Source organism: Alcaligenes sp. CHO6, assembly GCF_037120595.1.
Classification (GTDB): Bacteria; Pseudomonadota; Gammaproteobacteria; order Burkholderiales; family Burkholderiaceae_B; genus Alcaligenes; species Alcaligenes ammonioxydans.
The window spans coordinates 1165069-1187738 of sequence record NZ_JBANCI010000001.1 but is presented as its reverse complement, the minus strand read 5'-3'; the positions used below and the strand labels follow the sequence as shown (position 1 = coordinate 1187738).

The window sequence follows — 22670 nt, the reverse complement described above, 5'->3', positions numbered from 1 at the left end:
AGGGTCTTGAGGGGTATCCTAGGAGTCTGGGTCTCTGGCAGTAATTGGCCTTTTGATGTAAACCATCTGGTTTTTTGTAGTAAGCCACTCGGCCTAAGCAAAACCTTTTTCAAAAAAAGCTTGCACAACAGAAAAAACAGGGTTATAGTTTAATTCTTTCGGGGCGTAGCGCAGCCTGGTAGCGCACTTGCATGGGGTGCAAGGGGTCGAAGGTTCAAATCCTTCCGTTCCGACCAAATTTGAAAAGGCCTACAGCATTTTTGCTGTAGGCCTTTTTTAATTGCGGTGGAATAGTCGTGGGATTGCAGTTTTCCCTATTGCCCACGCAGTGGTTAAAGCATGATACGGGTGGTGCCTTGGTTTTGTGCGTTTGTTTGATAGACGGAAGATAAACAAGCTATTTATTGGTTTATGGCCTATCCTGTACAACTGCCCTGACATTTGTTGGGGCTGCCATTGACCAACGGAGGTCACAATGGACAAGAGAGTCAAACGGCCTAAGAAGCCCAGTACACGCAAGTCTGAGATTGCGCCGCCGCACGCAGCATGGCCGACTCAGGCTCCTAATGATGGGATCAAGCGCGCCAGTGCTGCTCATGATCACAGACATATGGGAAGAGGTGCGGCACGGGGTAGATAAACCCCTTGAGGCTTGAGTCACCCATCTATCCTGTTAGAGAAAAGGCCTGCAATGACACTCTTGCAGGCCTTTTTTCATAAGCTGTTTTCCGCAGCGCGTCACCGTTGAAAATCGTGCAACATACCTTGCAATAGCATCAAGCCCTGTTGCAAGCCTCGGGATGTTGAGTGCGTTAAGTTGCACTGTGATGCACGGGTGGCTAGTTAAAAACGGATTGATCGTTTTGTACTGGAGGAGGCAGGCGAGGTTTTTTGTCGCCGATTGGCTCATCGGTTGCAGGCGGAGTTAGATCGTCTTCGCGAATCCTTTCGATTTCGACAGGACGTTTGTCGCGTGGATCTGGGAGAGTGGGCTCGTCCGGGTCTGCGGCCGAGCGAAGGGGGAAGCGAAGCAAGTCAGCTTGTCTTCCAACGGAGCGGAGATAGTGTGTCATAGACACTCCTGCCAGGACTGACGTGATGCCTTTCAGAGGATCTGAGGAGCCGCGCCAGTAGCGCCTTCAAGTTGATGTCGAGAAGGTCTACTCTCATACTAGGCTGATCCTGTACGTCCCCACCATGATAATTTGTAAATCATTGTATTTTAAGGGAAAGCCGGGTCTCTGCGCATTGCTGGAAGCACGCCTGAAAGGCTGGGGGGACTATACTGACCTCTCATTTAACTGTCGGCAGGAGAGGGAGTTATGCATACAGAAGTGTCATCAGGAGGTGGGCAATGGGATGATGATGGTGGATCTCAATTAAAAGCCCTGGCAATAGCAAGAGCCGTTGATCAGTTAGATGAAGACGATCGGTTGATACTTGGTTTTTTAGGGGCGTCTCTATTGAGTTTGTGGGATGATTTGCCTGCCAGCGAACAGCAGCGTTTGTTGAATAGCCAAGCTGTCAAAAGTGCATTTGATAAAGCAGAAATTAAGACTCGCATTCAGCGGTTGCAAGCGCATTTCAAGCGATGAAAATAGTCATTTGTCCGCTCAGGCTGTGTCGCTTCAGTCTGTGGGGCGTTGCTTCTGTTATTTTTGAGTACAAAAAAGCCCGCTCTATGGCGGGCTCTTTTTCTATTGCAGTAATCAGTTATATCCAGGGGGCTGCGTTTCTACAATGTTCTTTGCGCCCATATAAATGGGTTCATTGGGATGCTCAGTGCAGTAGTTACGCATCCGTTGTGCAATCTGCGCTGGAGTCAGGCGGATTTGTCCGTTTTGCGGTCTGTGAAGATTGGTTGCGGATATAAAGCCTTGCACCCAGGACATATAAGCCAGACTCATCGTGGCAAAAAGCTCGCCATCCGAAGGATCTTTCCACATTGCGTCGTGTGCCCGCATGTCCAGCGCCTCGGCCATGCTCTTGCATGGGTGGTGGGCTCCCAAACCGTGTCCGATTCCCTGGGCGTTTGCGGTTGTCGTGCTTACTAACAGACAAGCAGCCCATACTATTTTTCTCATTGTGTCCTCTCCCGCGCAAAGCGCTCTTGTATTGAATTTGAACGTCTTGGTTTCACGCTGCTGCCTTGTGTGCGTTGACAGTCTGGATGCCGGCATGTTTTAAGTTTGGCATGCTAGGGCGTTCAAGACTCCTGGTAGTGCTACGCCAGGGGCAGCACATTTTATTTGGCTTCGTCCGGGAATTGGGGTTTATCGGGGGCGAAATCGATCGACGCCACCCATTCTCGCGAGCAGCGTCATGGCTCATGAGCGGGATGGCGCCCTTATTAACGTAAAGGGCGCTCATGCCTCAAGACAAGAAGCGTGGGGCCAACAAAAAATCCCGAATGCAGGCTTTTTGTTGGCTTGATTCCCACGATCCCGCTTTACCAACCCCAGCAAGTCCCCGATGCTGGCTTGCCGCAATGGCGGTAGTTCACCGCAAACCAGAGTTTGCCGGCGCCACGCGGGCTGCCGTCGGATTTGACGTCGTTGCGTGGCAGCTCTTCCAAGGTATCGCGAGCCGCCTTGGTGACCGATCCACTGGCCGCATCAGCCTCCAGGGTGATACGACCCAGAGCGGCAGCGTCACGATCTTCAAAGACCAGATCCGTGTCTTGCAAGGCCGACATTTTCAGAGAGGCATCGCGCACGGCTGCCGCATAGCTGGCATCTGAGCCGCCGGTTTGCAGGGCCTTGTTCAGGGTGCTGGCTGCCAGAATCTGCTCTGGTGTAGCGGGCGGGGCCATCAGGTAGGCGTCCAGTCCGGGGAGTTGGCCTGCTGCTGCCTGACGGCGCAGCCAGTCGCCCCACAGAAACTCCGCGTACTCGGGCAAATTCCCGTTTTTGTAGGCAATATCGCGCGTGAAGTACACCAGAGAACGATAGCGGTCTTCCTGCATGCCTCCTGCCTCTTGGTCGTTGGCCAAACCAAGACGCGTAGGCAGTTGTTCCACGGTGATGGGCTGATTCTGGCCATCTCGCAGCCAAACTTGTTTCTCCTCGCTCATGCGATCCCAGAAAGCAGGTGCATCATGCAAATCGCTGTAGTTGGCGCTGACTTTGACCCAGACGGGCAATTTCGGACCGCCATCAGGGATCTCACGCAGAGAGGAAAATGTGTGGTGACCATCGGTCAGGTAGAGATTGCCGTCCCAGCCGACCACCACAGTTTTAAGATTTTCGGTCTGCGAGCCCAACGGGTCTTTACAGAGATATGTCGTTGGTTGATCCAGACGCGCCGCTTGTACTTCGGCCAGGGACAGGAATTTCTGGGCACGTTCCGTGCCGCCCATGTCCTCGCAGTAGTCATCAAATTTCTTGCCGATGGTGCGATTCAGATAGTCCAGCTGTTGTTGGGGATCGTGTGCCCACGTGGGGCGATCCAGGTCGCCCTGCCAGCGTCCCAGCTTGTAATAAACCTGATCGTAGCCAATGGCGGCCTGAGTGGGATGCAGTTCTTCGATACGAACTTTGATCACATCACCTGCTTTGCGGTCTAGATAGGCAGTATTACGTGGTGGCGGCGCTGGCTCTTCGCTGGCAGGGGGAGTGACGACGGGAGGATCGACGAGGGCGTTGCCGCCGGTGCTCGATCCACTGTCGCAGGCTGCCAGAGCCAGAGGCAACAGGGCAATACCCAGAGTGCGCCATAAGGGGCGCCGCACGAGTTCGAGAGGGGGCAGGAAGGCAGGATTCATAGTCCATTAAGAAATGTTGTTGGAGGACCTTTCATCATGAGGGCTGGGTATTGCCGGAAGATTGCATTCAGAAACATTAATGAGCTGTCTTTCCGGTTGTTGGACTCATGGCTATAGGGTGGGGCGTGCTGTTGAGTTTGAGCCCACTTATTTCCTGCCTGCAGGAGGAATGCGGATCGCCTAAATGGGCCTGTATATAGCCTGGCCTGGGCTTTATCGAGTGTGGCATGACCATACGCAGACTAACTCATGATCTGGCCTTCTGGGTGGCCCGTATTTTTGGGACGTAGGTAGTGTTGTCTTTAGCTCTCTGGCGGGGTTGTCAGCGTAAGGTCAGCCCTTAAAGTGTCCGCCTAGTAAAAACCCTCTTGGCCGTTTTCCCAGGAAAGGCCTACTATTAGTCCTCGATTATCGGATATGAGAATTTTATGGTGTACGACTACCTGATCGTGGGCGCCGGCATGGCTGGCGTGTCTTTGGCTTACCGTTTGCCCCGTGATGCCCAAGTCCTGATTCTGGAAAGAGAGTCTCATGCCGCCTATCACTCCACCGGGCGTTCGGCTGCCATGTTTGTGGAAACCTACGGCACCGAGACGATTCGTGCCTTGACAGTGGCTGGCAATGACTTTTTCAGTCATCCCCCTGAGGGTTTTACGGATCAGCCCATCCTGTTGCCTCGAGGCGTGCTGTACGTGGGAACGGCCGAGCAGCAGGATTTGCTGGACAGCCAATATCAGGACTGGCTGGAGCAGGGCCTGGATGTCAGCCGCCTGAGTGCTGAGCAGGCTTTGGCCTTGGTGCCCTGTCTGGACCCGGAAACGCTGGCCGGCGCCTTGTATGACGGACAGGGCCAGGACATGGACGTCCATGCCTTGCATCAAGGTTTTTTGAAGGGCGCACAGGCGAAAGGAGTGAGCTTGCGTCTGGATGCCGAGGTGGTATCGGCGCAGTGGGATGGCGAATGCTGGGACGTCCAGCTCGAGGGTGAAGCGACCCGCCTGCGCACCCGTGTGCTGGTTAACGCGGCAGGTGCCTGGGCGGATACGCTGGCCCAACGCTGTGGCGTGCAGGCATTGGGCATTCAGCCCAAGCGTCGCTCGGCTTTTTTGTTCTCCCCGCCAGAGGGGGTCGATCATCGCCAATGGCCAGCCGTGATTGATATCGGCGAAGAGTTCTATTTTAAACCGGACGCAGGCATGTTGCTCGGGTCGCCCGCCAATGCGGATGATGTGCAGGCGCATGATGTGGTGGCTGAAGAACTGGATGTGGCCACCGGAATTTATCGCATTGAAGAGCGCACCCGATTGCGTATCCGTCGCCCTAGCCATACCTGGGCTGGGCTGCGCAGTTTCGCCCCAGATGGAGAGTTGGTGATTGGTCAGGATGCGCAATGTCCTGGTTTTTTCTGGCTGGCGGGGCAAGGTGGCTATGGAATTCAAACGGCGGCAGGGGCGTCCTTGCTGGCAGCCAGCCTGTTGCAACAGCAGGAACTGCCTGAATCGTTGAAAGCCTTGAACATTGATCCGGCTGTGGTGTCACCGGCTCGTTTCCGAACCTAAAAAAACAAGCAGCACTTTGATCTCCCGGAGGGGAAGGCATGTCAAATATAAAAAATATCCTGGGCATTGCGATGGCCTTTGTTGGCGTGGTGGTGGGCGCAGGCTTTGCTTCAGGACAGGAAATATTGCAGTTTTTCAGCAGCTTTGGCTACTGGGGGCTGTTGGGAGGGGTGGTCAGTGGCTTGTGTTTCACGATATTGGGCATGGCGGTGGGGGAACTGAGCCAGGTCTCCGTCTCACATTCGTTCAAGGAAGGCTTGTATCTGATTTGCGGGCCACGACTGGGGATGGTGGTCGATGTCATGATTACCTTCTTTATGTATGCCATCGCTGTGGTGATGTTTGCCGGTGGCGGTTCGCTGATGGAGCAGCAGTGGGGGGTTCCGGCAGAGTATGGCAGCGTGGCGGTCATGCTGATTACGGTGCTGATTGTGTTTTTGCGCGTGGACCGCGTGATGGCGTTTATCGGCAGCATCACGCCCGTTCTGGTGTTGATGGTGATTTTTTTGGCGGTGTATAGCTGGAATACCCGTGACCTCCCGCTGGATGAGCTCAATGTCATCGCCCATACCAAACCCCAGGGCGCGGGGCATTGGCTGGTCGCCGCCTTGCTGTACGTGTCCTACAACATGGTGGTGGGGGCGCCTTTTCTGATGATTGCAGGCTCGCAAGCCACGTCGCGGCGCAATGCGTTGCTGGGAGGGCTGCTTGGGGGGCTGTTATTGGGTGTGCTCATTGTATTGATCAGTGCCGGTGTGTTCGGTCGCATCGACTCGATTGGCTCGGCTGCCTTACCGATGCTGATGCTGGCGACCGAGCAGTCCAAGTTCTTGGGGACGGTTATGTCTGTGGTGATTTTCGCCATGATTCTGACAACCTCCGTGGGAGTGCTCTACGCTTTTTCGGCTCGCATTCTGCCTCCCAATACGCGTAGATTCAATATAGGCACCGCGATTGCCGGCGTGCTGGGATTGGTGGGCGCCAAGGTTGGTTTTATTAATCTGGTGGGCACGGTTTATCCATTTTTCGGCTATCTGGGCTTTGTTTTGATGGCCTGGATTCTGATTGCCTGGTTCCGTTTGCGCCGCTTACAATCCAGGAATGCTACGTAATGAACTGCTCAGCAAGGAACAGGTAGGAGCTCGCCTGCGCCAGGCCCGACATAATCAAAAACAGACACTCAAGCAGTTGGCTGAAAAAACCGGCTTGGCGCTTTCCACCATTTCCAAAGCGGAATTGGGGCAAGTCACCTTAAGTTATGAAAAATTCGTGGTGTTGGCCCGTGCCCTGAATATCGAAGTCGGCTCTTTGTTTGCCGTGCCCGATCAGGAAAGCGCACAGGCTTTGCCGGTGAGCGCAGTGGGTATTTCCAGCCACAAATCCACTGCGACCCCCGGTTATGCGACCCGTAATTACGAATACGGTTTGTTGTTTGGGGAACTAAGCGGCAAGCACATGAACCCCATTTTGGCCGTGATCGATTCACGCGATGCCAGTGAGTTTGACGATTATATTCGTCATGCGGGGCAGGAGTTTGTGGTCGTGTTGTCTGGCTCTATTGCCATTCAATTTGAAACCGGTGAAACCTTGTTTCTGGATAAACACGAATCTGCATATTTTGACAGCGGTATTGGGCATATTTATTTATCGACCAGTCAGGAAGATGCCAAGGTGGTGGCGGTCTGTACCAGCGGTTTGCCGCCAGGGATGGCTTGAGGTTTCTGGCCGAGGGATAAGGGATTAAAGTTTTTCCGGCCCTTTTTTTACCGCCGATTTTCTTTTCTCGTTTGCTTTTGGCTGCTATTAAGATTTCGCGCATACGTACCTGAATATGATTATTCTGCTTATTTAATAATTGTTAGTTACAATGCCGTTTCTTATAGTAAAAAAAGTAAAGGGTTAAGAATGAGGAAGACTGTCTTTCTGGCTGCGTTCATGTTGACGGGTTGCGCGTCCATTACCTCCGAGTCCAATCAGTTGGTGCGTGTGGATGCGGTGGATGAGTCAGGAGAGAAGGTAGAAGCGGCGCGCTGCACTTTAACGAATGACAAAGGTGAGTTTGTATCAGAGGCTGGCAAGCATGCGAGAGTGAGCAAATCCAGCAAGAACCTGAGTGTGAGCTGTACGGCTGCTGACAGAACAGACGAAGCCACGGGCACCTTGATCTCACGAGCAGGCGCTGGCATGTTTGGCAATATTATTTTTGGTGGCGGGATTGGCGCCATCATCGATCATAATCGCGGCACCGCCTATAACTACCCCGATTGGGTGGAGTTGGTGTTTGGCAAAGTGCTGACATTTGATCGCACAAACAACAAGGAAGGTCGGCCCATGAAGGAAGCCGACCTGCTGGTTGATCCGACTCAGCCTGCTGAGGCGGTGGTCGCCGCCAATCCTTGATCAGCCCCTACGGGCTAAGTAGCCCCCAAGATGGGCTTGGTTTCACAAGCTTGGGGGGCAGGTACATGTCAGCGGGATGTGTGCGCATGAGCGTAAGCCCCTGCTGGCCGGTCTGCTTGCCAAGGGCTGTCAGACAGGGCTAGGGCTTGTCAGTTGCCTCATCAAACACAGCGGGGGCATCGCTGCTGGGAACGCGGGTGGGAGCAGGAGCTCCGTTGCTTTTCAAGGGGGCCACACAGCGAGCCGTAGCGTGTTGGAAGTAGGCGGTGCCGGCCGGGTAATGGCGTAAACGGGCCAGTTCCGGCTTGGCTTGGATGCTGCTTTCGGATAGGGGAAAGACGATGCCGCGTGTGGGGATGGTATTGCGTGAGGTGCTGGCATCGTCGCCGCCGCCCTTGACGACCCTGACATGAGGCGGGTCGCGCGTGGGGTCTGAGATGACCCATTCATGCAGACCGTTCGCCATATCCTGGATACCGAGTGGGTTAGCCGGGAAAGAGCCTATATCGTAGTGCTGTGTTCGTTGCTCCTGATCGGGCAGGTTGCGCCCTTCTTGCCATTGGCCATTGTCGGTGGCCCAGGGAAAAGCCTGACCGCGGCTGCGGGCAGCATACTCCCATTCAGCCTCGGTAGGCAGGCGCATATCCAGACCACTGTTTTGACCTAACCAGGCACAAAATGCCTCCGCTTCGTCATAAGGCATATTGGCGGCTTGTTGTTCGTCGCCTTTGACCGCTTGCCAGCGGGCAGGGCGCTGGGTCTGTTTTAAAAAGCGGTCATACAGAGCGTTGCTGGCCTCTTTCTTCATGATGGAAAATGCATTGACTTCGACGGGGTAGGGCTCCAGGGCGCCTTGGTCAGGCTGGGCTACCCATTGCACGCTTTGTGCGCCGTCAGGGGTTCGCATGGGGACCTGAAAATTGCCGGCCATGAAGGAGCCGCCTTCTACTTGTATCAGTTCGGGACCGGGTTCGGGGCTGGAGGGCAGTGATCTCAACACCAGTAAGAGCAATACGCTGGCAACGATGAGAGTTGCACTGATCCGGACGGGGGTATGACGCAATCTGGGTTCCTTGTCGCTGGCTTTGGTATAAGTCAGCGTTTCATCGATTTGTGGGTTGTGCTTTTCAGGCCCCGTATTATTTCACGCTTGCTTTCGTGATGGGTTTGCCTGTGCGCAGAGTTTACTCATTTAAGTCAGACGACGGGGTCGACCAGGCACTTATTCGGCAGGAACCGCGGTTTTTTTGGGATGACGCTCAGAGGAATACGAATCACCTGCCCTTCTTGAACCACAATGCTCCAGCGATCAGCTTGAAACAGCGCAGGGCTGACTTCAAATACCGCCACATCGGAAACGCTGACGCCAGGATTGATCTTGTCGGGCCCCACGGTGTCCAGATCATGCGCGTAACGGTAGTCCTGGCTTGCCCGTCGGTTCGGGGCGAACTTCTGACCGGCGGCATCCGCCAGGAAGAGGCGGGGCCGGTGTACCTGCGGGTTCAGAGGACGGCCTGAGGTGTTGGTGTAGCGGTAATGCAAAATGATAAATAGATTATTCTGGCGGGCGGGTGTGCCCATCTCGCCTTCATTCGGCTCATTTTGGGTGTTCCACCCGATCAGCTCGATATGCAGGCGCACTCCCTGATACTGAGGGGAGAGCAGGGTGGCTCCGTAGTTCAGCACGGAAGCCGCAGGTGGGATGGGCGCGATGGGAGGGGGCGCAGCAGGCTGCGTACGGGTGGATAGAATCCGGTCGTTTTGACTGTAAGCGACGGCAGGCCACAGGGCCAAAGTGACACACAGCCAAAAACGGGAACGGGGAGCAATCATGGGGCGAGGCGAACAAGAGGCTTCATCGGTTACAGGGCGGGTCACGGCGACCCATATGGCAGGCCGGAAAAAAATAAACGGCTCATGGGCCGTTTTTCTTCACTACTTTTTTCAGATCATCCAGCTCTTTGCGCAGAGCGACGACTTCGTCACTGAGTAAACCAATGACGGCCATTTGACTTTGGTACATCTCTACCAAGGGGTGGTAACTGATACCACGACTGGTCAGTTCCCGACAAAGCGCGCTAAGACCGGTTCCAGCGCGCTTGGTTAAGGTTGCCATCTTCCTGTGATCCATAAGCCTGCGTCCTGATCCGTAGTTGTTCGATGTTTACATCCGTTAACCATACCAAAATTCGATGACAATAGTCATTTTTCTTAAAACTTCTTGTATATCGGTGGCTTGGCAATTGCCTTAGCCCACCTGAAAGTTTCCCTCCGGATAACGAACCCGGCTGCGTTTGCGGGTGGCCAGCGTGTACACCAGGGTCAGAGGCCCGAGTCGACCCGCAAACATCAGGATCATGATCAGGATCTGGCCGGGCAGGGATAGTTTGTGGGTGATGCCGTGGCTCATGCCGGTGGTGCTGAGCGCGGAGGCCGCTTCAAAGAGCAGGCTGGTAATGGGCATGTCTTCAAACAGCGTCAGCAGCAAAACACTGATGAAATACAGGGCGCCGGTGATCAGGAACAGGGCCAGGGCTTTCTGGACGGTCTCAGGCGGTACGCTGCGTTCCATCAGAACGACTTCTTCGCGTTGACGGATATAGGAGCGCACGGCTGCCAGCAGCACAATCAAGGTGCCGATCTTGATGCCACTGGCCGTACTGAGTGAGCCGCCACCAATCAGCATTAGCACAATCAAGGTTAACTGGGTGCTGTCGCGCAGATTGGCAATATCCATGGTGGTGAAGCCGGCAGTGCGGGTCGCGGCGTTCTGCATCCAGGCGGCCAGTGCCTGGTCGCCGGTGCCCAACATGCCCAGGGTGTGCGGGTTGTTGAATTCCAGTGCCCACAGGCTGAAAAAACCGATCAGATTCAGTACCAGCGTTCCGATCAGGATGAGCTTGGTGTAGGGCAGGAGGGTTTGCCAGCGTTTTTTCTGGCCGACATCGGCAAGGACTGTAAAACCGATTCCGCCCAGAATAATCAGACCGGACAGCGTCATGACTGAAATAATATCGCCGGAAATGGGGATCAGCGAGTCATGAAACAGTGAGAAGCCGGCGTTGTTAAAAGCCGTCACCGAGTGGAACAGGGCGCGATACAGGGCCGTTGTCCAGGGAAAATCGATGGACCAGCGCAAGAACAGGATGGCGGCTGCGATCAGTTCAATCAGGGCAGCAATCTTGAAAACCTGGAAGGCCGTGCTGCGGATACGGGACACGCTGGTCTGATTAAAGGCTTCCAAAGCCAGCGCTTGTTGGCTGACACTGATGCGCTTGTGCATGGTGATCGCCGCAATCACGGCGAAGGTCACAAATCCCATGCCACCAATCTGCACCAGTAGCGCCAGGACAATTTGTCCGAAGTGGGTCAGGTCCGTGGCCGGGTCAATGACCGCCAGCCCGGTGACGGTGACCGCCGAGGTGGCCATGAACAGGGCCTGGAAAACCCCCAGACGGTGTTCAGCGGCTTGTGGCAGGCTGAGCAAAAGGGTGCCCAGGATAATCAAGGCCATAAAGCCCAAGGCCAGCACCAGCGGCGGGCTGGCGCTCAAGGTGCGAGCATGAGGATGGACCTCAAGACGGCGGGTAAAGCTATTGGGCAGCCAGTTGCGCATACATCAGACCAGTTTGGGGGCGGCAGTACGAAGTGCTTGCAATTGCCCAAACAAAATGAGCAGATCCTTGGCATGCAGGGAGAAATCAGGGCCGGGCTGAATGGTGGTCTGGCCGCGGCGCTTGACCAGCAAGACTTGGACATCGGTCAATTGCTCGCGCAGTATATCCCGTATGGTCTGGCCATTCATATTGTCGCTGGCGGTCACCTCCACAATGTAATCCCCATTTCCCAGGGTGATGTAGTCGTTGACCATGGGGTAGCTCAACATTTGGGCAACGCGTATACCCATTTCTTCTTCGGGGTGGATAATCCGGTTGACCCCAATCTTGGCCAGAATCAGATGCTGGGTATGGGAAATGGCTTTGGCCCAGATGGTGGGGACGCCAAAACTTTTCAAATGCACCACGCACACCAGGCTTGATTCAATATCCGCCCCAATGGCAACCAAAACGACGTCATAATTGTCCAGCCCCAGCTCCTCCAGAGCCTGACGGTCAGTGACATCGGCGATGACGGCACGGTTTAATTGGTCGGCGTATTTGTTGACCAGTTTTGGATTGGTGTCCACTCCCAGCACGGAGTGTCCCATTTTCATGAGTTCCAGAGCGCAGGCTGAGCCAAAGCGGCCTAGCCCTATGACGGCGAACTGTGCCATAGCTTATTTGTTCCGTTTGATGCTTGAAACAATTTCAAGCCAAATTAAGCGTTGATGGTATAAAGAGATATCTGGTAAAAACCCTTATCGGGTATTCCCTTGGGCGCGTGTCGTTCAAGCCCTGGCGGAAACATCAATAGTGGACAGTGTAAAACAATGGTTAGTTTGTTTGATCCAATCAAACTGGGTGATATTGAGCTCATGAACCGCATCATCATGGCGCCCATGACACGCGCGCGCGCCTCGGAGGGTCGTATGCCCAACGATTTGATGCGTATGTACTATTGTCAGCGGGCCAGTGCGGGGCTGATTGTAGCCGAAGCGACCTCGGTATCGCCGCAAGGCGTGGGCTATGCCCACACGCCGGGCATCTGGAGCAGCGCGCAGGTAGATGCCTGGCGCACGATTACCGAAGCCGTGCATGCCAAGGGGGGGCGGATCGTTCTGCAATTGTGGCATGTGGGGCGGGTGTCTGACCCGGAGTTTCTCAATGGCCAGATGCCGGTAGCGCCTAGTGCAATTGCCTGTGACGGCATGGTCAGCCATTTAAGTCCCGAGCGTCCTTTCGTGGTGCCTCGCGCCTTGCGCACAGAAGAAATTGCCGACATCGTGGACGATTTTGCTGTAGCGGCCCAAAACGCACTCAGTGCGGGCTTTGATGGGGTAGAGATACACGGTGCCAATGGCTATCTGATTGACCAGTTCTTGCACGATGGGTCCAACACGCGTACCGATGCGTACGGCGGAACGATTGAAAATCGGGCGCGTTTCCTGTTGGAAATTGTGGATGCCTGTGTGGCCATTTGGGGTGCCGGCCGGGTGGGTGTGCATTTGTCTCCACGGGGTGGTTTGCATGGCATGAAGGATTCCGATCCGGCCCGCTTGTTCTCTTACGTGGCCTGTGAGCTGGATCGCCGCGATATTGCCTTTTTGTTCTTGCGCGAAAGTCCGGCCTCGGACAGCTTGTTGCCCATGATCAAATGTCAGTTTGGTGGCGCCATTATTGCCAATGAGCATTTTGATTTGCCCACCGCACAGACCACTTTATCCAAAGGCATGGCCGATGCCGTGTCGTTCGGTAAGGCTTTTTTATCCAATCCGGATTTGCCATTGCGTTTGCAGTTACGCGCTCCCCTCAATAGCTGGGACCGGGATTCGTTTTACACCCAGGGCCCCAAAGGCTATACGGATTATCCATTTCTGAAAACCCAGGCAGACTGTGAGCAGTCGGTGGGTGAGGATTTGCAGACGCATTAATTCGGCGCTCTGGTTAAGTCGCTTGAAAATAAAAAAGCCCGTTTGATGCGGGCTTTTTTAATGGACCTTGTGGTGATTCGGTAGTGGATTGAAACAAGGTGCCGTTTTTGAATGATTGTGTGCGGATGGCTGATTTACTGGTGTCAACGCTGGTTTGACGGTGCCCGTTTAGGCAATCCCTTGGCGCGTGGCGTTCAGCTACCGCGCACAACCCGAAAAGTGGCTGCCGCTTTAACCAGCAAGCGCTCCTTCTCGTCGTATCCGCCTCCTTCGCAATAGGCGGTGTCGCCTTCCAGATAGAGACACCGGGCTTTGAACCAGACATCGCCACGGGCTGGGAGCAGGAACTGGGTGTTCATGTCGATGGTGGCCATCCCTGAACCAGGGCGCTGTGCTCGCGCGGCAGCGCTGAGCGTGAAGTCCAGAATAGCCATCAAGGTGCCTCCATGTACATCCGCACGGGAGTTGGCATTCCAGGCTTGCCAGGGCAGAAAAGTGATCACTTCCTGCTCGGTGCTGCTGACGGTTTGCAGGCCCAGGTGCTGCATCAAAGGGATATGAGTGCCGAAGAAATCCTGTTTGGGCTGCGCCAGTTCGGCCTGCAAATGCTTCATGGATTCAGCTTCTGCTTCACTTGAGCGGAAACTTGAGACATATCGGCACGACCGGCCAGTTTGGCTTTAACCAAACCCATGACCTTGCCCATCAGTGCGGGACCTTGAGCGCCTTCCGATTGGGCTTGGGTAATTGCATCGGCAATTGCAGCATCAATTTCTGCCTTATCGGCCTGTTGGGGCAGATATTCTTGCAGAATCTGCAATTCTGCTGCTTCTTTCTCGGCGCTTTCAGTGCGACCGGCCGATTCAAAAGCCTGAATGGATTCGCGGCGCTGCTTGACCTGTTTTTCAATGATGCTTGTGACTTCGGCATCGCCCAGCTCCGTACGCTCATCCACTTCACGTTGTTTGATCGCGGCTTGCAAAAAGCGCAAGGTCTCCAGGCGCGCGCTATCGCGAGCGCGCATCGCCGTTTTGATATCGTCAGCTAAACGGGTTTTGAGTGTTTGACTCATGGTGGTTCCTGATTGAACGGGCAAAGCCTTAGTTTAACGCAGGGCGGGATGGGGAAAATCCGATTATTGAAAATCCCGACTGCGCGTCACCAGATCACCGATCAGGTGATTCAGGCAAACCAGGCGTCGGGCAATCAAATGGCAGACAGCACCGTCGCGCTGCCAGATGCCATAGACGCCAAGCAGACGTGACTGGAGCAGTGCCTGGGATTGCTCCTGAGCCAGCTCCTCGCGCACGATGACATTCACACTGCCTGTTTCGTCTTCCAGCGTCACAAAGACCGTGCCCTTGGCGGTGCCGGGACGTTGGCGGGTCGTGACCAGGCCACAGGCCCGTGCCAGCCGGCGGTCCGGGTAGTTCAGACTCAGTTGTGCTGCCGTTGAGAATCGCAAAGGAATTAACTGCTGTCGCAGCAAGGACAGGGGGTGACGGTGCAGACTTAATCCGACTGCCTGATAGTCGCTCAATACCTCTATCCCTACGCTGGCACGAGGTAGCTCTGGCGTCGTGTCCGGGTTTTCTGCATGGCTGAGCAAACCGGCCTGGCTGGGACGGCGAGCATCCCATACGCCATGTCGACGCTGGCTATAAGCGCTGCGCAAGGCATGGGCTTGCGCCAGGGCTTGTTGATCATGAGCGGACAGAGCCAGCTCCTGGCGCAAGCAGGCCAGGTTCAATGTCCGTTCGGGGTGGTTTTGCCGGTAGTGAACAATAGCGTGTGCGCCTTGCTCACTTAAGCCTTTAACCATGTGCAGGCCCAGACGGACCTGGCGCGGGCTGCCCGGTGCTGAACATACATGGCTGTCAAACAGGCTGTATTGCACATCAACAGGCAGCACTTGTACGCCGTGGCGGCGTGCATCCTGGACCAATTGGCTGGGGCCATAAAAGCCCATGGGCTGAGAGTTCAGCAAAGCGGCCAGAAAATGATCGGGATAACGCGCTTTCAGATAGGCACTGAACCAGGCCAGTTTGGCGAAGCTGGCCGAATGGCTTTCGGGAAAACCGTATTCCCCAAAACCGCTGATCTGATCAAACAGGCGCTTGGCGAACTCAGGGGGATACTGTTTAGCGGCCATACCATCTAGCAACTCCTGTTCAAAAGGTCCCAAACCACCACGGCGACGCCAGGCAGCCATGGCTCGTCGCAGGGCATCTGCTTTGTCGGCCGAAAAACCTGCCGCCTCCATGGCCAGTTCCATCGCCTGCTCCTGAAAAATAGGCACGCCCAAGGTGCGTTCCAGCACAGGGCGGATTTCGGGAGCGGGGTAATCGACTTTGCTGGGGTCGCGACGGCGTTCCAGATACGGGTGCACCATGCCACCTTGAATGGGGCCGGGCCTCACAATCGCCACTTGCACCACCAGGTCATAAAAGCACTTGGGACGTAGCCGCGGCAACATGCTCATCTGGGCGCGGGATTCGATCTGGAATACGCCTATGGTGTCGGCGCGCCGGATCATGCGAAAGGTTTTGGCGCTGTGCAAAGGAATGTCCTGCAAGCGGAACGGCTTGCCTGTTTGCTGACTGATGCTGTCCAGGCATCGACGCAGGGCGCTCAACATGCCCAAAGCCAGGATGTCGACTTTCAGCAGCCCCAGCACATCCAGATCATCCTTGTCCCATTGCACGACGCTGCGCCCCGGCATGGCGGCGTTTTGAATCGGCACCAGCCTGTGCAAAGGCGTTTGTGAAATCACAAAACCACCGGGATGCTGAGACAGGTGACGCGGGAAACCCATGAGCTGACGGGTCAAAGACAGCCATTGATGGGCTTGTTCAGGCGGGCATTCGGGAAAGCGTGCCAGGACCTCATCCTGAATACGGGTATCTTTGAGCCAGGCGCGGTCACATTGGATCAAGGCCTCGATCAAGGCGTGAGGAATGCTAAGTGCCTTGCCGGTATCACGCAAGGCGCTGCGACGGCGGTAGCTCGTGATTACCGCCGTTAATGCAGCCCGTTCACGACCATATTTGCGATAAATGTATTGAATGACTTCTTCGCGACGCTGGTGCTCGAAGTCCACATCGATATCGGGCGGTTCGGCCCGTGCCCGACTGATAAAGCGGGCAAACAGCGTATGACTGCTGGCGGGGTCCACTTCCGTAATACCCAGGCAATAGCATACCGCTGAATTGGCGGCCGAGCCGCGACCCTGGCACAGAATTCCCCGGCTGCGGGCGTAGCTGACGATGTCGTACAAGGTCAGAAAGTAGGACTCGTAGCCCAGGTCTTCAATCAGGCTCAGCTCTTCGTCCAGGCGCGTGCGCAAACGGTCACTGATTCCTTTCGGATAGCGCCTGTGCGCGCCACGCTCGGTTTCCTGTCGCAGATACTCACTGCCACTGAGGCCGGGCGGAACAATCTCGACCGGGTACTCGTACTTGATTTCGCTTAAACAAAACTGGCACAGCTCTTGAATGTGATCGCTGGTCTTGCGCAAGTCGGCCGGGTAGAGGTTGGCCAGTTGGAAACGACTGCGCAAGTGGTGTTCCGCATTGCTGGCCAGAGACCAGCCACATTCCTGTATGGGTGTTTTCAGGCGTATGGCGGTCAAGGTGTCGTGCAAGGGCTGGCGAGAACGCACATGCATGTGGACGCCGCCCAAGGCGGCACAAGACAGGCCACACTGTTGGGCTGCCAGCCGAACCGTGCGTAAATGCTGCTGATCCTGATCCCGCCTATGTAAGCTGAGGCCTAAAAACAAACGGTCGGCAAACAGGCTTTTCAAGTCTTGCGCTTGCTGATAGATGTGTTCGCCAGACAGGCCATAAGCCGGTTTGTAAATGACCAGACAGTCGGCTAATACCGTGTGCTGCGCACCGTAGCGGGCTTGCTGCAAAAAGGACCAGTCAATGGGCGCCTCCTGCTTCAAGTCCAAAGACTGGTGCAGCTCAGAGATGAACTGACAAAGATTTCCATAGCCTTCTTTGTTGCGGGGCAGAATCAAGAGTTCGTGGGCCTGCGTGTCGTTGGGTGAAGCGGTCTCACAATGCGTGCCAGGGCAGGAGGAAGAGTCCCATTGGCCGCTAAAGCGGAATCGGCTGCCAACCAGCAAACGGATCTGTGGATGCAGTCGGGCCTGTGCGTAGGCGCGGACTACCCCGGCCATGGAGGCGTAGTCGCATAAGGCCAGTGCCTTGTAACCCAGCTCGGCGGCTCGACTGATCAGCTCCTCGGGATGGGAGGCACCCGTCAAAAAACTGTAGTTGGACAGGCAGTCTAGTTCGGAGTAGAGCAGTTCTGAAGGGATACTCATCCAAAGACTCCGTGTAAATACCAAGCGTGTTCCTGGCTTAAATCCCGGTAAACCCAATACAAACGCCCTTGGGGGCACAAGGCTACAAAATAGTCTCGCTGCTGGTGGCCGCCACCGTTCCACCAGCCGGTTTGTATTCGCTCTGGGCCTTGAATCAGGCGCAAACGTTGATGGTCCAGGAGCGGGGATTGTTGGTCGTGTGGCAGGGGCCGGGCCGGCTCCAGCAGCCAGCAGGGACGCTGCCGTACCGGGCCTGCGGCTGGGCGGGCGGCCACCGTTGATGCGGGCTGCCATTGATTGGCTTGCTCGGGCAAATGGCTGGCCTGGGGGGCGGGGGTGAGGATCTGCCCGGTCCCGAGTCTGGCCTGCAAGCGTTCCAGAAGTTGCTGGTCTTGTTCCTGCCAATGGTGTGCATCCGGAAACAGACTGCTGGCGTGGGTTTGGCGTGGATGAAGTTGGCGGGCCCGCAGCATCAGGCTTTGGACGGCGGCAGGTAATTGCAGGGGCTGGAACTGTTCTTGCCAGACAGGCAGAAAGTCCTGGCTGCGCCAGCTAGAGCGGGCCATGTGCAGTTCCAGATGAGTGCTGCGTGGGTAATCTTTATAGCGCTCCGTATGCAGGGTCAGCTCCAGGCCCGTACAAGCGAGTTGGTGCTGGTTCAGCCCGCCTTCCAGCTGGTTTAGCAGACGGGTCAAGGCCCGTAATACCAAGGCTTTGTTATTGGAAGGGGTGTCCAGCTCCAGTCGGTATATAAATTGTGGGGCAGACTGGACCCATTCCAGGGTCCAGCTCTGCAAGCCGTAGGCCTGATCCAGTTGCAGGAGCAGGGTACGCAGCCCGCGCTGGGCCAGACCGTCGCGTGGCAATTGACGCAACTGGCCCAAGGTATGACAGCCCAGGCTGTGCAACCAGTGCAACTGATCGGCAGGTGCGCCCAGCAACTGGATGGGAAGCGGGTTCAGACAAGCGTGCAGCCGCCGGATGCAACGACGTTGCTTGCGTGTGGACAGGGCCAGCAAACAGGCCGCCCGCGCGCTGGGAGCCAGGGCCAGACAGGGATCGGGAATCAGGGCTTGCAAGTCTGCCCGAACGTGTTGGTATAGACGACGCAGGCCACCAAACAGCCGTAGGCTGGCGCTGATATTCAGTACCCATAGATTCGCCTGAATGTGAGCCAGTTGCGGGCTGTAGTGTAGCAAGACCGCCTGCAGCCTGTCTTGCTGCTCTGAACCGGCCTCAGGCGTGAGCAGGTTCTGGGGCAGTCGCAGGCACAGGTACATGGTTTGGCAGGGCCGCTGGCGGCATCCCGGTTGGGTGAAGGGCTAAGGCAATGGCTTGCGAGCAGGGCGGACCGCAGCGCTTAAGAATCTGCACATCCAGCCAGGCCTGGCCTTGTTGATCTTGTCGGGGGTAAAGCGCCAGGCGCAACAGGGCCGGGCTATTGGCTTGGCTGTGCAGGGGACGTAAGCAAAAAAACAGGCTGTCGCTATGGCTGGCCAACAGTTGCAACTGGCGTAAGGCGGCTAAAGGGACATGGGCGGGCAACCAGCTCAGTACGGCGGCACAGTGGCCGTGCCGCAGGGCTTGGGCGCTGGCCCATAAGGTGTCGTTCAGGTGCTGGCTGCGTATCCAGAGCAGGCGGGCGGGTAGCGTGCGTGGCGCAGGGTGGGTTGGCCGGGACATTGCACAGGTGCCATGCCACGATTGCTGCATGGGCTGATAGGGAGGGGCGACCAGCACACGCAAGCGTTCTGCCGGCATGGCATTTAAGGCGGGCAATAGCAAGGACATGGTACTGCTGTCCGGGTGGGCCAGCAGCTCGATCAGGTTGCCCACTGGCCAGCCGCCTCCAGGCAGTTGGGCATTCAGGCTGTCAAAGCCACTGGACAGGCACGTGCCGGCGGCATGCGCATAATGCTTGCCCGTCCACAGGGAGGGGTGAATATCTAAAAGGGAACGAAGTGCGCTTGCCATAGAATGCTCCTGAATGCTGTATAAATATACAGTAAAAATGCAACTCGGCAAACCGGCCATCGGCTTCAAAGCAGAACTTTTATATACTGTGGCCTTCTGTTGGGTCCCCTTGCATGAACGCTTCCTCTTTCTCTCGTCCAGGCCGTTGCGCACGGTGTCAGCGGCCTGTGGCCCGATGCTTGTGTTCGCTGATTCCTTCTCTGCAAGCAACGTGCCCTCTTTTGATTCTGCAGCATCATTCCGAGGCGCGGCATGCGCTCAATACCGGGCGTCTGGCTTATTTGGGTGTGCAAGGGGCGCAGCTGTGGGTGGGGGAGCAGTTTGAAGATCTGGAGGCGCGTTTAGCGCAGGCCCAGCGTCCTGTACTGCTGTTTCCGGGACCTCAGGCCCAGGTGGCCCGGGCCTTGGCGCCCCAGCACAGGCCTGATCTGATAGTGGTGCCCGATGGCACCTGGCGCAAGGCCCGCTTGATTTTGCATCGCAATCCGATCTTGCAGCGTTTGCCGCATTGGGTGCTGCCGCAAGGGGATGTGTCGCGCTACCGGTTGCGCAAAGCGCCAGATCCTCAGGCCGTTTCCACGTTGGAGGCGATTGTACGGTTGATGCAGCTTATGGAGCCGGAGCGCGATTTCAGCGCCTTGCTACGGCCATTTGAGCATTTGATCGAGGAGCAGATCCAGGCCATGGGCCTGGATACCTATGAGCGCAATTATCCTACTTCCAGATGAAGTTCAGTTCCTGCGGCTTACCCTCGACCAGTGTGGTCTGGCGCTCCTGGGTTTGGCCTTCGTACGTGGCAAACACTTTGTAGTTGCCCGGACCGAGGCGGATCAGGCAATAAGGGCCATCAATCAGGCTGTTGAGCACGGTCTGATCGGCGCTGTTACGGATCACCAGCTGGACATCAGAGATGTAGGCGATGCGCTCGCCCTGCTGGGCTGAAAAGTTGACGGACAAGGGAAAGGTGCTGCGCACCATGCGGAAAAGCTGGGCTTCATCACTGCCTATGCCGCCGCTGACGTATTCGGTGGAGCCGTAATACTGGCTGGGGGGCAGTTCCTGAGCGTGCGCAATCGGACTGCTCAACAAGGCCAGCGACATGGCAATGCCGATCAAAGAAAGACGAGGACTCATGAGATTTCCTTGCTTGAGGTGAGGTGGCTAAGCGGGCCATGCATGGCCCTGTTGCTGTTATGAGTGGAAGGGGGCAGGCCGTGCGGATGAAAGCTGGGCCATGACAAGGGCCAGTCATGTTGCCGCTCGGGCTGGGCCGCCGGGGTGAAGCTGCGTTCACGCAGCGTACCTTGCCCATGCTGATCCAGCGTAATGACGGTGGTGCAACGCGTGCCATAGTCGGGGCTGACAATAAACGGGCTGCTTAACAGGCGTTCGCGCTCCAGGCTCAAGCCGGTCTGAGGCAAGTCTGCATCGGCGGCCAGGTCCTGATTGCGCAAACCTTGAAACAAGCTCTCTACGGCCGGGGCCGAGCCGTCAAAATGTTGCGCTTGCAGGGTTTCCTTCAAGAACAGGCTTTTGGGCCACGGGGTGTTCAGCCAGGCATTGCTCAGAATATGGACGCCCGGATCGAGTCGTTGCGGCTGGCCGCTGGGGTGACGATTACTGTAATAAGCCAGTTGCAAGGCTTGCGTGTCGGTGGGCCATTGCAGCACAAAAAGATTAAAACCGGCGTACTCGGCCCCTTGACGGGCTAACTGGGCCAGATAATCCAGAGGGCTGCGCTCATCGCGCAGGAATTGGGGGATCAGTTCTCCCCGCGAACGTTGAGCGCCGCTTTTATTGCCGGGAATTTCGCGGTAGTTGGTAAGCAGGGCCAGTCGTCCCCGGCTTTGTGTCAGGCCCAGCCACGTGCCTCCGGCCTGCAGGTCACGACCGGCAAGAATGTCGGGCTCGTCTTGCCAGGGCTGTGCCGGCTGGCTGGGACGAGCATGATATTCATCGCGATTGGCGGCAATAATCAGCGGCCAATCCGCATTGACTCCGATGGCGATATAAGCGATGCACATGTGCCGATTGTAGGATGGCTATGCAGGCTTTGGTAGCCGAAGAAGTGCCAAGTTCCGTATTTTTTCCCGGCATTGGAACGCAGGTGCGGGCCGTGTATTTGCCGCCGGGCCCTTAAGGCGCCATGTAGTCCCGGGCCAGGCGTACAACCGTGACGCCGGGACGCAGCTGACGTAAAGAAGGCATGATCAAGGTGCAGTGGTCGTAAGGCGTCAGCAAGGGCTGCCCATCGGCCTGGCCGATGCATGTGCCTGCCTGGCTCAGGGTTTCCAGGCCTTGCCAGGCCTGGCTGAAACTCACTTGCCGGGAGGGCGCCACCACCGCATGGGTGACCTGCACGATTCGTTGCTGTTTGGGAGAGGCCCGACGCCAGTCTGACGGGATATCTTGGATGTCCACAATCTCGGAGGCGATGAGAAAGCGGGCAATCAGGTCCAGCGCCACAGCCGGTGTCTGCGGGTCTCCGTGAAAGCCGCATTCCAGCAACAGGGAGCGGGTTTCTTCAGCCTCGGGCTCAGAGAATCGGCCGTAATCGCGCATGCGTACGCAGTCCTGATGGCCGGAATCCACAATGACGTGTTCGGGGGCGCCCAGTGTCTTGGCCAGCTCGATGTTGCGCTCCAAGGTTCCGGTCAATAGCAAGGGCGCACAGGGCTCGTGCATGGAGTGCAGATCCAGCAACCAGTCGGCCTGTTCCAGCCAGGGCAAGATGGCGCGTGCGCGACGTTGTTCCTGAGTCTGTGTTTGAGACAGTTTTTGCGCACTCCAGACCCGATTCATGTCTTCATCCACATAACGGCTGGCATCGTGATGCGCCGGGTCAAAGCGATCAAAAGCGTCCAGATTGCAAAAAGCCAGGATCAGCTTGCCGCGACGGGGTTGCACGCCACGAGCGAGCAAGGCTTTCAAGGCCCAGGCTCCGCAAAGCTCATTACCGTGTATTAGCGCGCTGATCATCACGGTTCGGCCCGCTTTACCGGAGTCCAGGCACCACAGGCCGGGAACACCGGTATTGCCCTGGCGCTCTGTTTGAATGTCGGGGTACGAAAGAGAAAAGGACATGCTAGGGGCTCCAGCACCCCGACCTGC

Annotated in this window: 22 protein-coding genes and 1 tRNA gene; 8 read left to right on the top strand and 15 right to left on the bottom strand. The window is 56.3% G+C overall.

Going from position 1 to position 22670, the window contains the following annotated elements; translation table 11 throughout:
• Window positions 1-159: 159 nt before the first annotated feature.
• Together V6936_RS05535 and V6936_RS05530 are read left to right on the top strand one after the other, a co-directional pair.
• Window positions 160-236 (top strand) — tRNA-Pro (locus tag V6936_RS05535).
• A gap of 1086 nt (window positions 237-1322) precedes the next feature.
• Window positions 1323-1595, top strand: coding sequence for a hypothetical protein (locus V6936_RS05530; RefSeq protein WP_336579549.1), 273 nt, complete (start codon window positions 1323-1325; stop codon window positions 1593-1595).
• A 114-nt stretch (window positions 1596-1709) separates the two neighbouring features.
• Here V6936_RS05530 and V6936_RS05525 read toward each other — a convergent pair whose 3' ends face one another.
• A complete protein-coding gene (locus tag V6936_RS05525; RefSeq protein ID WP_131071751.1) occupies window positions 1710-2084 on the bottom strand; it encodes a hypothetical protein in 375 nt (124 codons plus the stop codon).
• Window positions 2085-2449: 365 nt separating this feature from the next.
• The gene (locus V6936_RS05520) at window positions 2450-3763 is read right to left on the bottom strand and encodes a ParB/Srx family N-terminal domain-containing protein (RefSeq protein WP_336579548.1); all 1314 of its coding nucleotides are present in this window, start codon (window positions 3761-3763) and stop codon (window positions 2450-2452) included.
• 428 nt (window positions 3764-4191) lie between these two features.
• Here V6936_RS05520 and V6936_RS05515 point away from each other — a divergent pair, with 428 nt between their 5' ends.
• The 4 genes from V6936_RS05515 (at window position 4192) to V6936_RS05500 (ending at window position 7722) form a co-directional block, all read left to right on the top strand.
• Window positions 4192-5322: an NAD(P)/FAD-dependent oxidoreductase gene (locus V6936_RS05515; protein ID WP_059317662.1), complete on the top strand. Its 1131-nt coding sequence runs from the start codon at window positions 4192-4194 to the stop codon at window positions 5320-5322.
• A gap of 38 nt (window positions 5323-5360) precedes the next feature.
• Window positions 5361-6434, top strand: a complete 1074-nt coding sequence (locus V6936_RS05510; RefSeq protein ID WP_003800160.1) for a YkvI family membrane protein — start codon at window positions 5361-5363, stop codon at window positions 6432-6434.
• Window positions 6424-7038 (top strand): helix-turn-helix domain-containing protein, encoded by a 615-nt coding sequence (locus V6936_RS05505; RefSeq protein ID WP_003800158.1) that lies wholly within the window; start codon window positions 6424-6426, stop codon window positions 7036-7038. Before V6936_RS05510 ends, V6936_RS05505 begins: the two co-directional genes overlap by 11 nt.
• Before the next feature lie 189 nt (window positions 7039-7227).
• On the top strand, window positions 7228-7722 hold the full coding sequence (locus tag V6936_RS05500) for a hypothetical protein (RefSeq protein ID WP_230406302.1): 495 nt from the start codon (window positions 7228-7230) through the stop codon (window positions 7720-7722).
• Window positions 7723-7861: 139 nt separating this feature from the next.
• On the opposite strand, the gene V6936_RS05495 is transcribed toward V6936_RS05500, so the two are convergent.
• The 5 genes from V6936_RS05495 to V6936_RS05475 all read right to left on the bottom strand — a co-directional run bounded on the left by V6936_RS05495 (window position 7862) and on the right by V6936_RS05475 (window position 11995).
• A complete protein-coding gene (locus V6936_RS05495) occupies window positions 7862-8785 on the bottom strand; it encodes a formylglycine-generating enzyme family protein (protein ID WP_219236073.1) in 924 nt (307 codons plus the stop codon).
• A 134-nt stretch (window positions 8786-8919) separates the two neighbouring features.
• Window positions 8920-9600 carry a hypothetical protein gene (locus tag V6936_RS05490; protein WP_336579547.1) on the bottom strand — a complete coding sequence of 227 codons (681 nt, stop codon included), beginning with the start codon at window positions 9598-9600 and terminating at the stop codon, window positions 8920-8922.
• Between the two features lie 37 nt (window positions 9601-9637).
• A complete protein-coding gene (locus V6936_RS05485) occupies window positions 9638-9838 on the bottom strand; it encodes a hypothetical protein (RefSeq protein ID WP_230406303.1) in 201 nt (66 codons plus the stop codon).
• A 132-nt stretch (window positions 9839-9970) separates the two neighbouring features.
• Window positions 9971-11338 (bottom strand): TrkH family potassium uptake protein, encoded by a 1368-nt coding sequence (locus V6936_RS05480; protein WP_336579546.1) that lies wholly within the window; start codon window positions 11336-11338, stop codon window positions 9971-9973.
• 3 nt (window positions 11339-11341) lie between these two features.
• Window positions 11342-11995 (bottom strand): potassium channel family protein, encoded by a 654-nt coding sequence (locus tag V6936_RS05475; protein WP_039943008.1) that lies wholly within the window; start codon window positions 11993-11995, stop codon window positions 11342-11344.
• 156 nt (window positions 11996-12151) lie between these two features.
• Here V6936_RS05475 and V6936_RS05470 point away from each other — a divergent pair, with 156 nt between their 5' ends.
• A complete protein-coding gene (locus V6936_RS05470; RefSeq protein WP_131071756.1) occupies window positions 12152-13252 on the top strand; it encodes an alkene reductase in 1101 nt (366 codons plus the stop codon).
• Between the two features lie 194 nt (window positions 13253-13446).
• Here the strand turns inward: V6936_RS05470 and V6936_RS05465 are convergent, their stop codons facing one another.
• The 5 genes from V6936_RS05465 to V6936_RS05445 form a co-directional block, all read right to left on the bottom strand.
• Entirely contained in the window at window positions 13447-13866 is a 420-nt protein-coding gene (locus tag V6936_RS05465; RefSeq protein ID WP_003800142.1) for a PaaI family thioesterase, read from the bottom strand.
• Window positions 13863-14324: a GatB/YqeY domain-containing protein gene (locus V6936_RS05460; protein ID WP_003800141.1), complete on the bottom strand. Its 462-nt coding sequence runs from the start codon at window positions 14322-14324 to the stop codon at window positions 13863-13865. The genes V6936_RS05465 and V6936_RS05460 overlap by 4 nt, the downstream gene beginning before the upstream one ends.
• A gap of 63 nt (window positions 14325-14387) precedes the next feature.
• Window positions 14388-17585: an error-prone DNA polymerase gene (locus V6936_RS05455; RefSeq protein WP_003800139.1), complete on the bottom strand. Its 3198-nt coding sequence runs from the start codon at window positions 17583-17585 to the stop codon at window positions 14388-14390.
• Entirely contained in the window at window positions 17582-18865 is a 1284-nt protein-coding gene (locus V6936_RS05450; RefSeq protein ID WP_131071758.1) for a Y-family DNA polymerase, read from the bottom strand. The genes V6936_RS05455 and V6936_RS05450 overlap by 4 nt, the downstream gene beginning before the upstream one ends.
• The gene (locus V6936_RS05445; protein ID WP_131071759.1) at window positions 18822-19559 is read right to left on the bottom strand and encodes a hypothetical protein; all 738 of its coding nucleotides are present in this window, start codon (window positions 19557-19559) and stop codon (window positions 18822-18824) included. Before V6936_RS05445 ends, V6936_RS05450 begins: the two co-directional genes overlap by 44 nt.
• Window positions 19560-19672: 113 nt before the next feature.
• Here V6936_RS05445 and V6936_RS05440 point away from each other — a divergent pair, with 113 nt between their 5' ends.
• Entirely contained in the window at window positions 19673-20287 is a 615-nt protein-coding gene (locus V6936_RS05440; RefSeq protein WP_240208714.1) for a tRNA-uridine aminocarboxypropyltransferase, read from the top strand.
• Here V6936_RS05440 and V6936_RS05435 read toward each other — a convergent pair.
• From V6936_RS05435 to V6936_RS05425, 3 genes are all read right to left on the bottom strand, one after another.
• Window positions 20274-20693: a carboxypeptidase-like regulatory domain-containing protein gene (locus V6936_RS05435; protein ID WP_003800134.1), complete on the bottom strand. Its 420-nt coding sequence runs from the start codon at window positions 20691-20693 to the stop codon at window positions 20274-20276. The two genes, V6936_RS05440 and V6936_RS05435, sit on opposite strands and share 14 nt — an antisense overlap.
• A complete protein-coding gene (locus tag V6936_RS05430) occupies window positions 20690-21583 on the bottom strand; it encodes an NRDE family protein (RefSeq protein ID WP_131071760.1) in 894 nt (297 codons plus the stop codon). The genes V6936_RS05435 and V6936_RS05430 overlap by 4 nt, the downstream gene beginning before the upstream one ends.
• 112 nt (window positions 21584-21695) lie before the next feature.
• Window positions 21696-22643 (bottom strand): succinylglutamate desuccinylase/aspartoacylase domain-containing protein, encoded by a 948-nt coding sequence (locus V6936_RS05425; RefSeq protein WP_336579545.1) that lies wholly within the window; start codon window positions 22641-22643, stop codon window positions 21696-21698.
• Window positions 22644-22670: the final 27 nt, after the last annotated feature.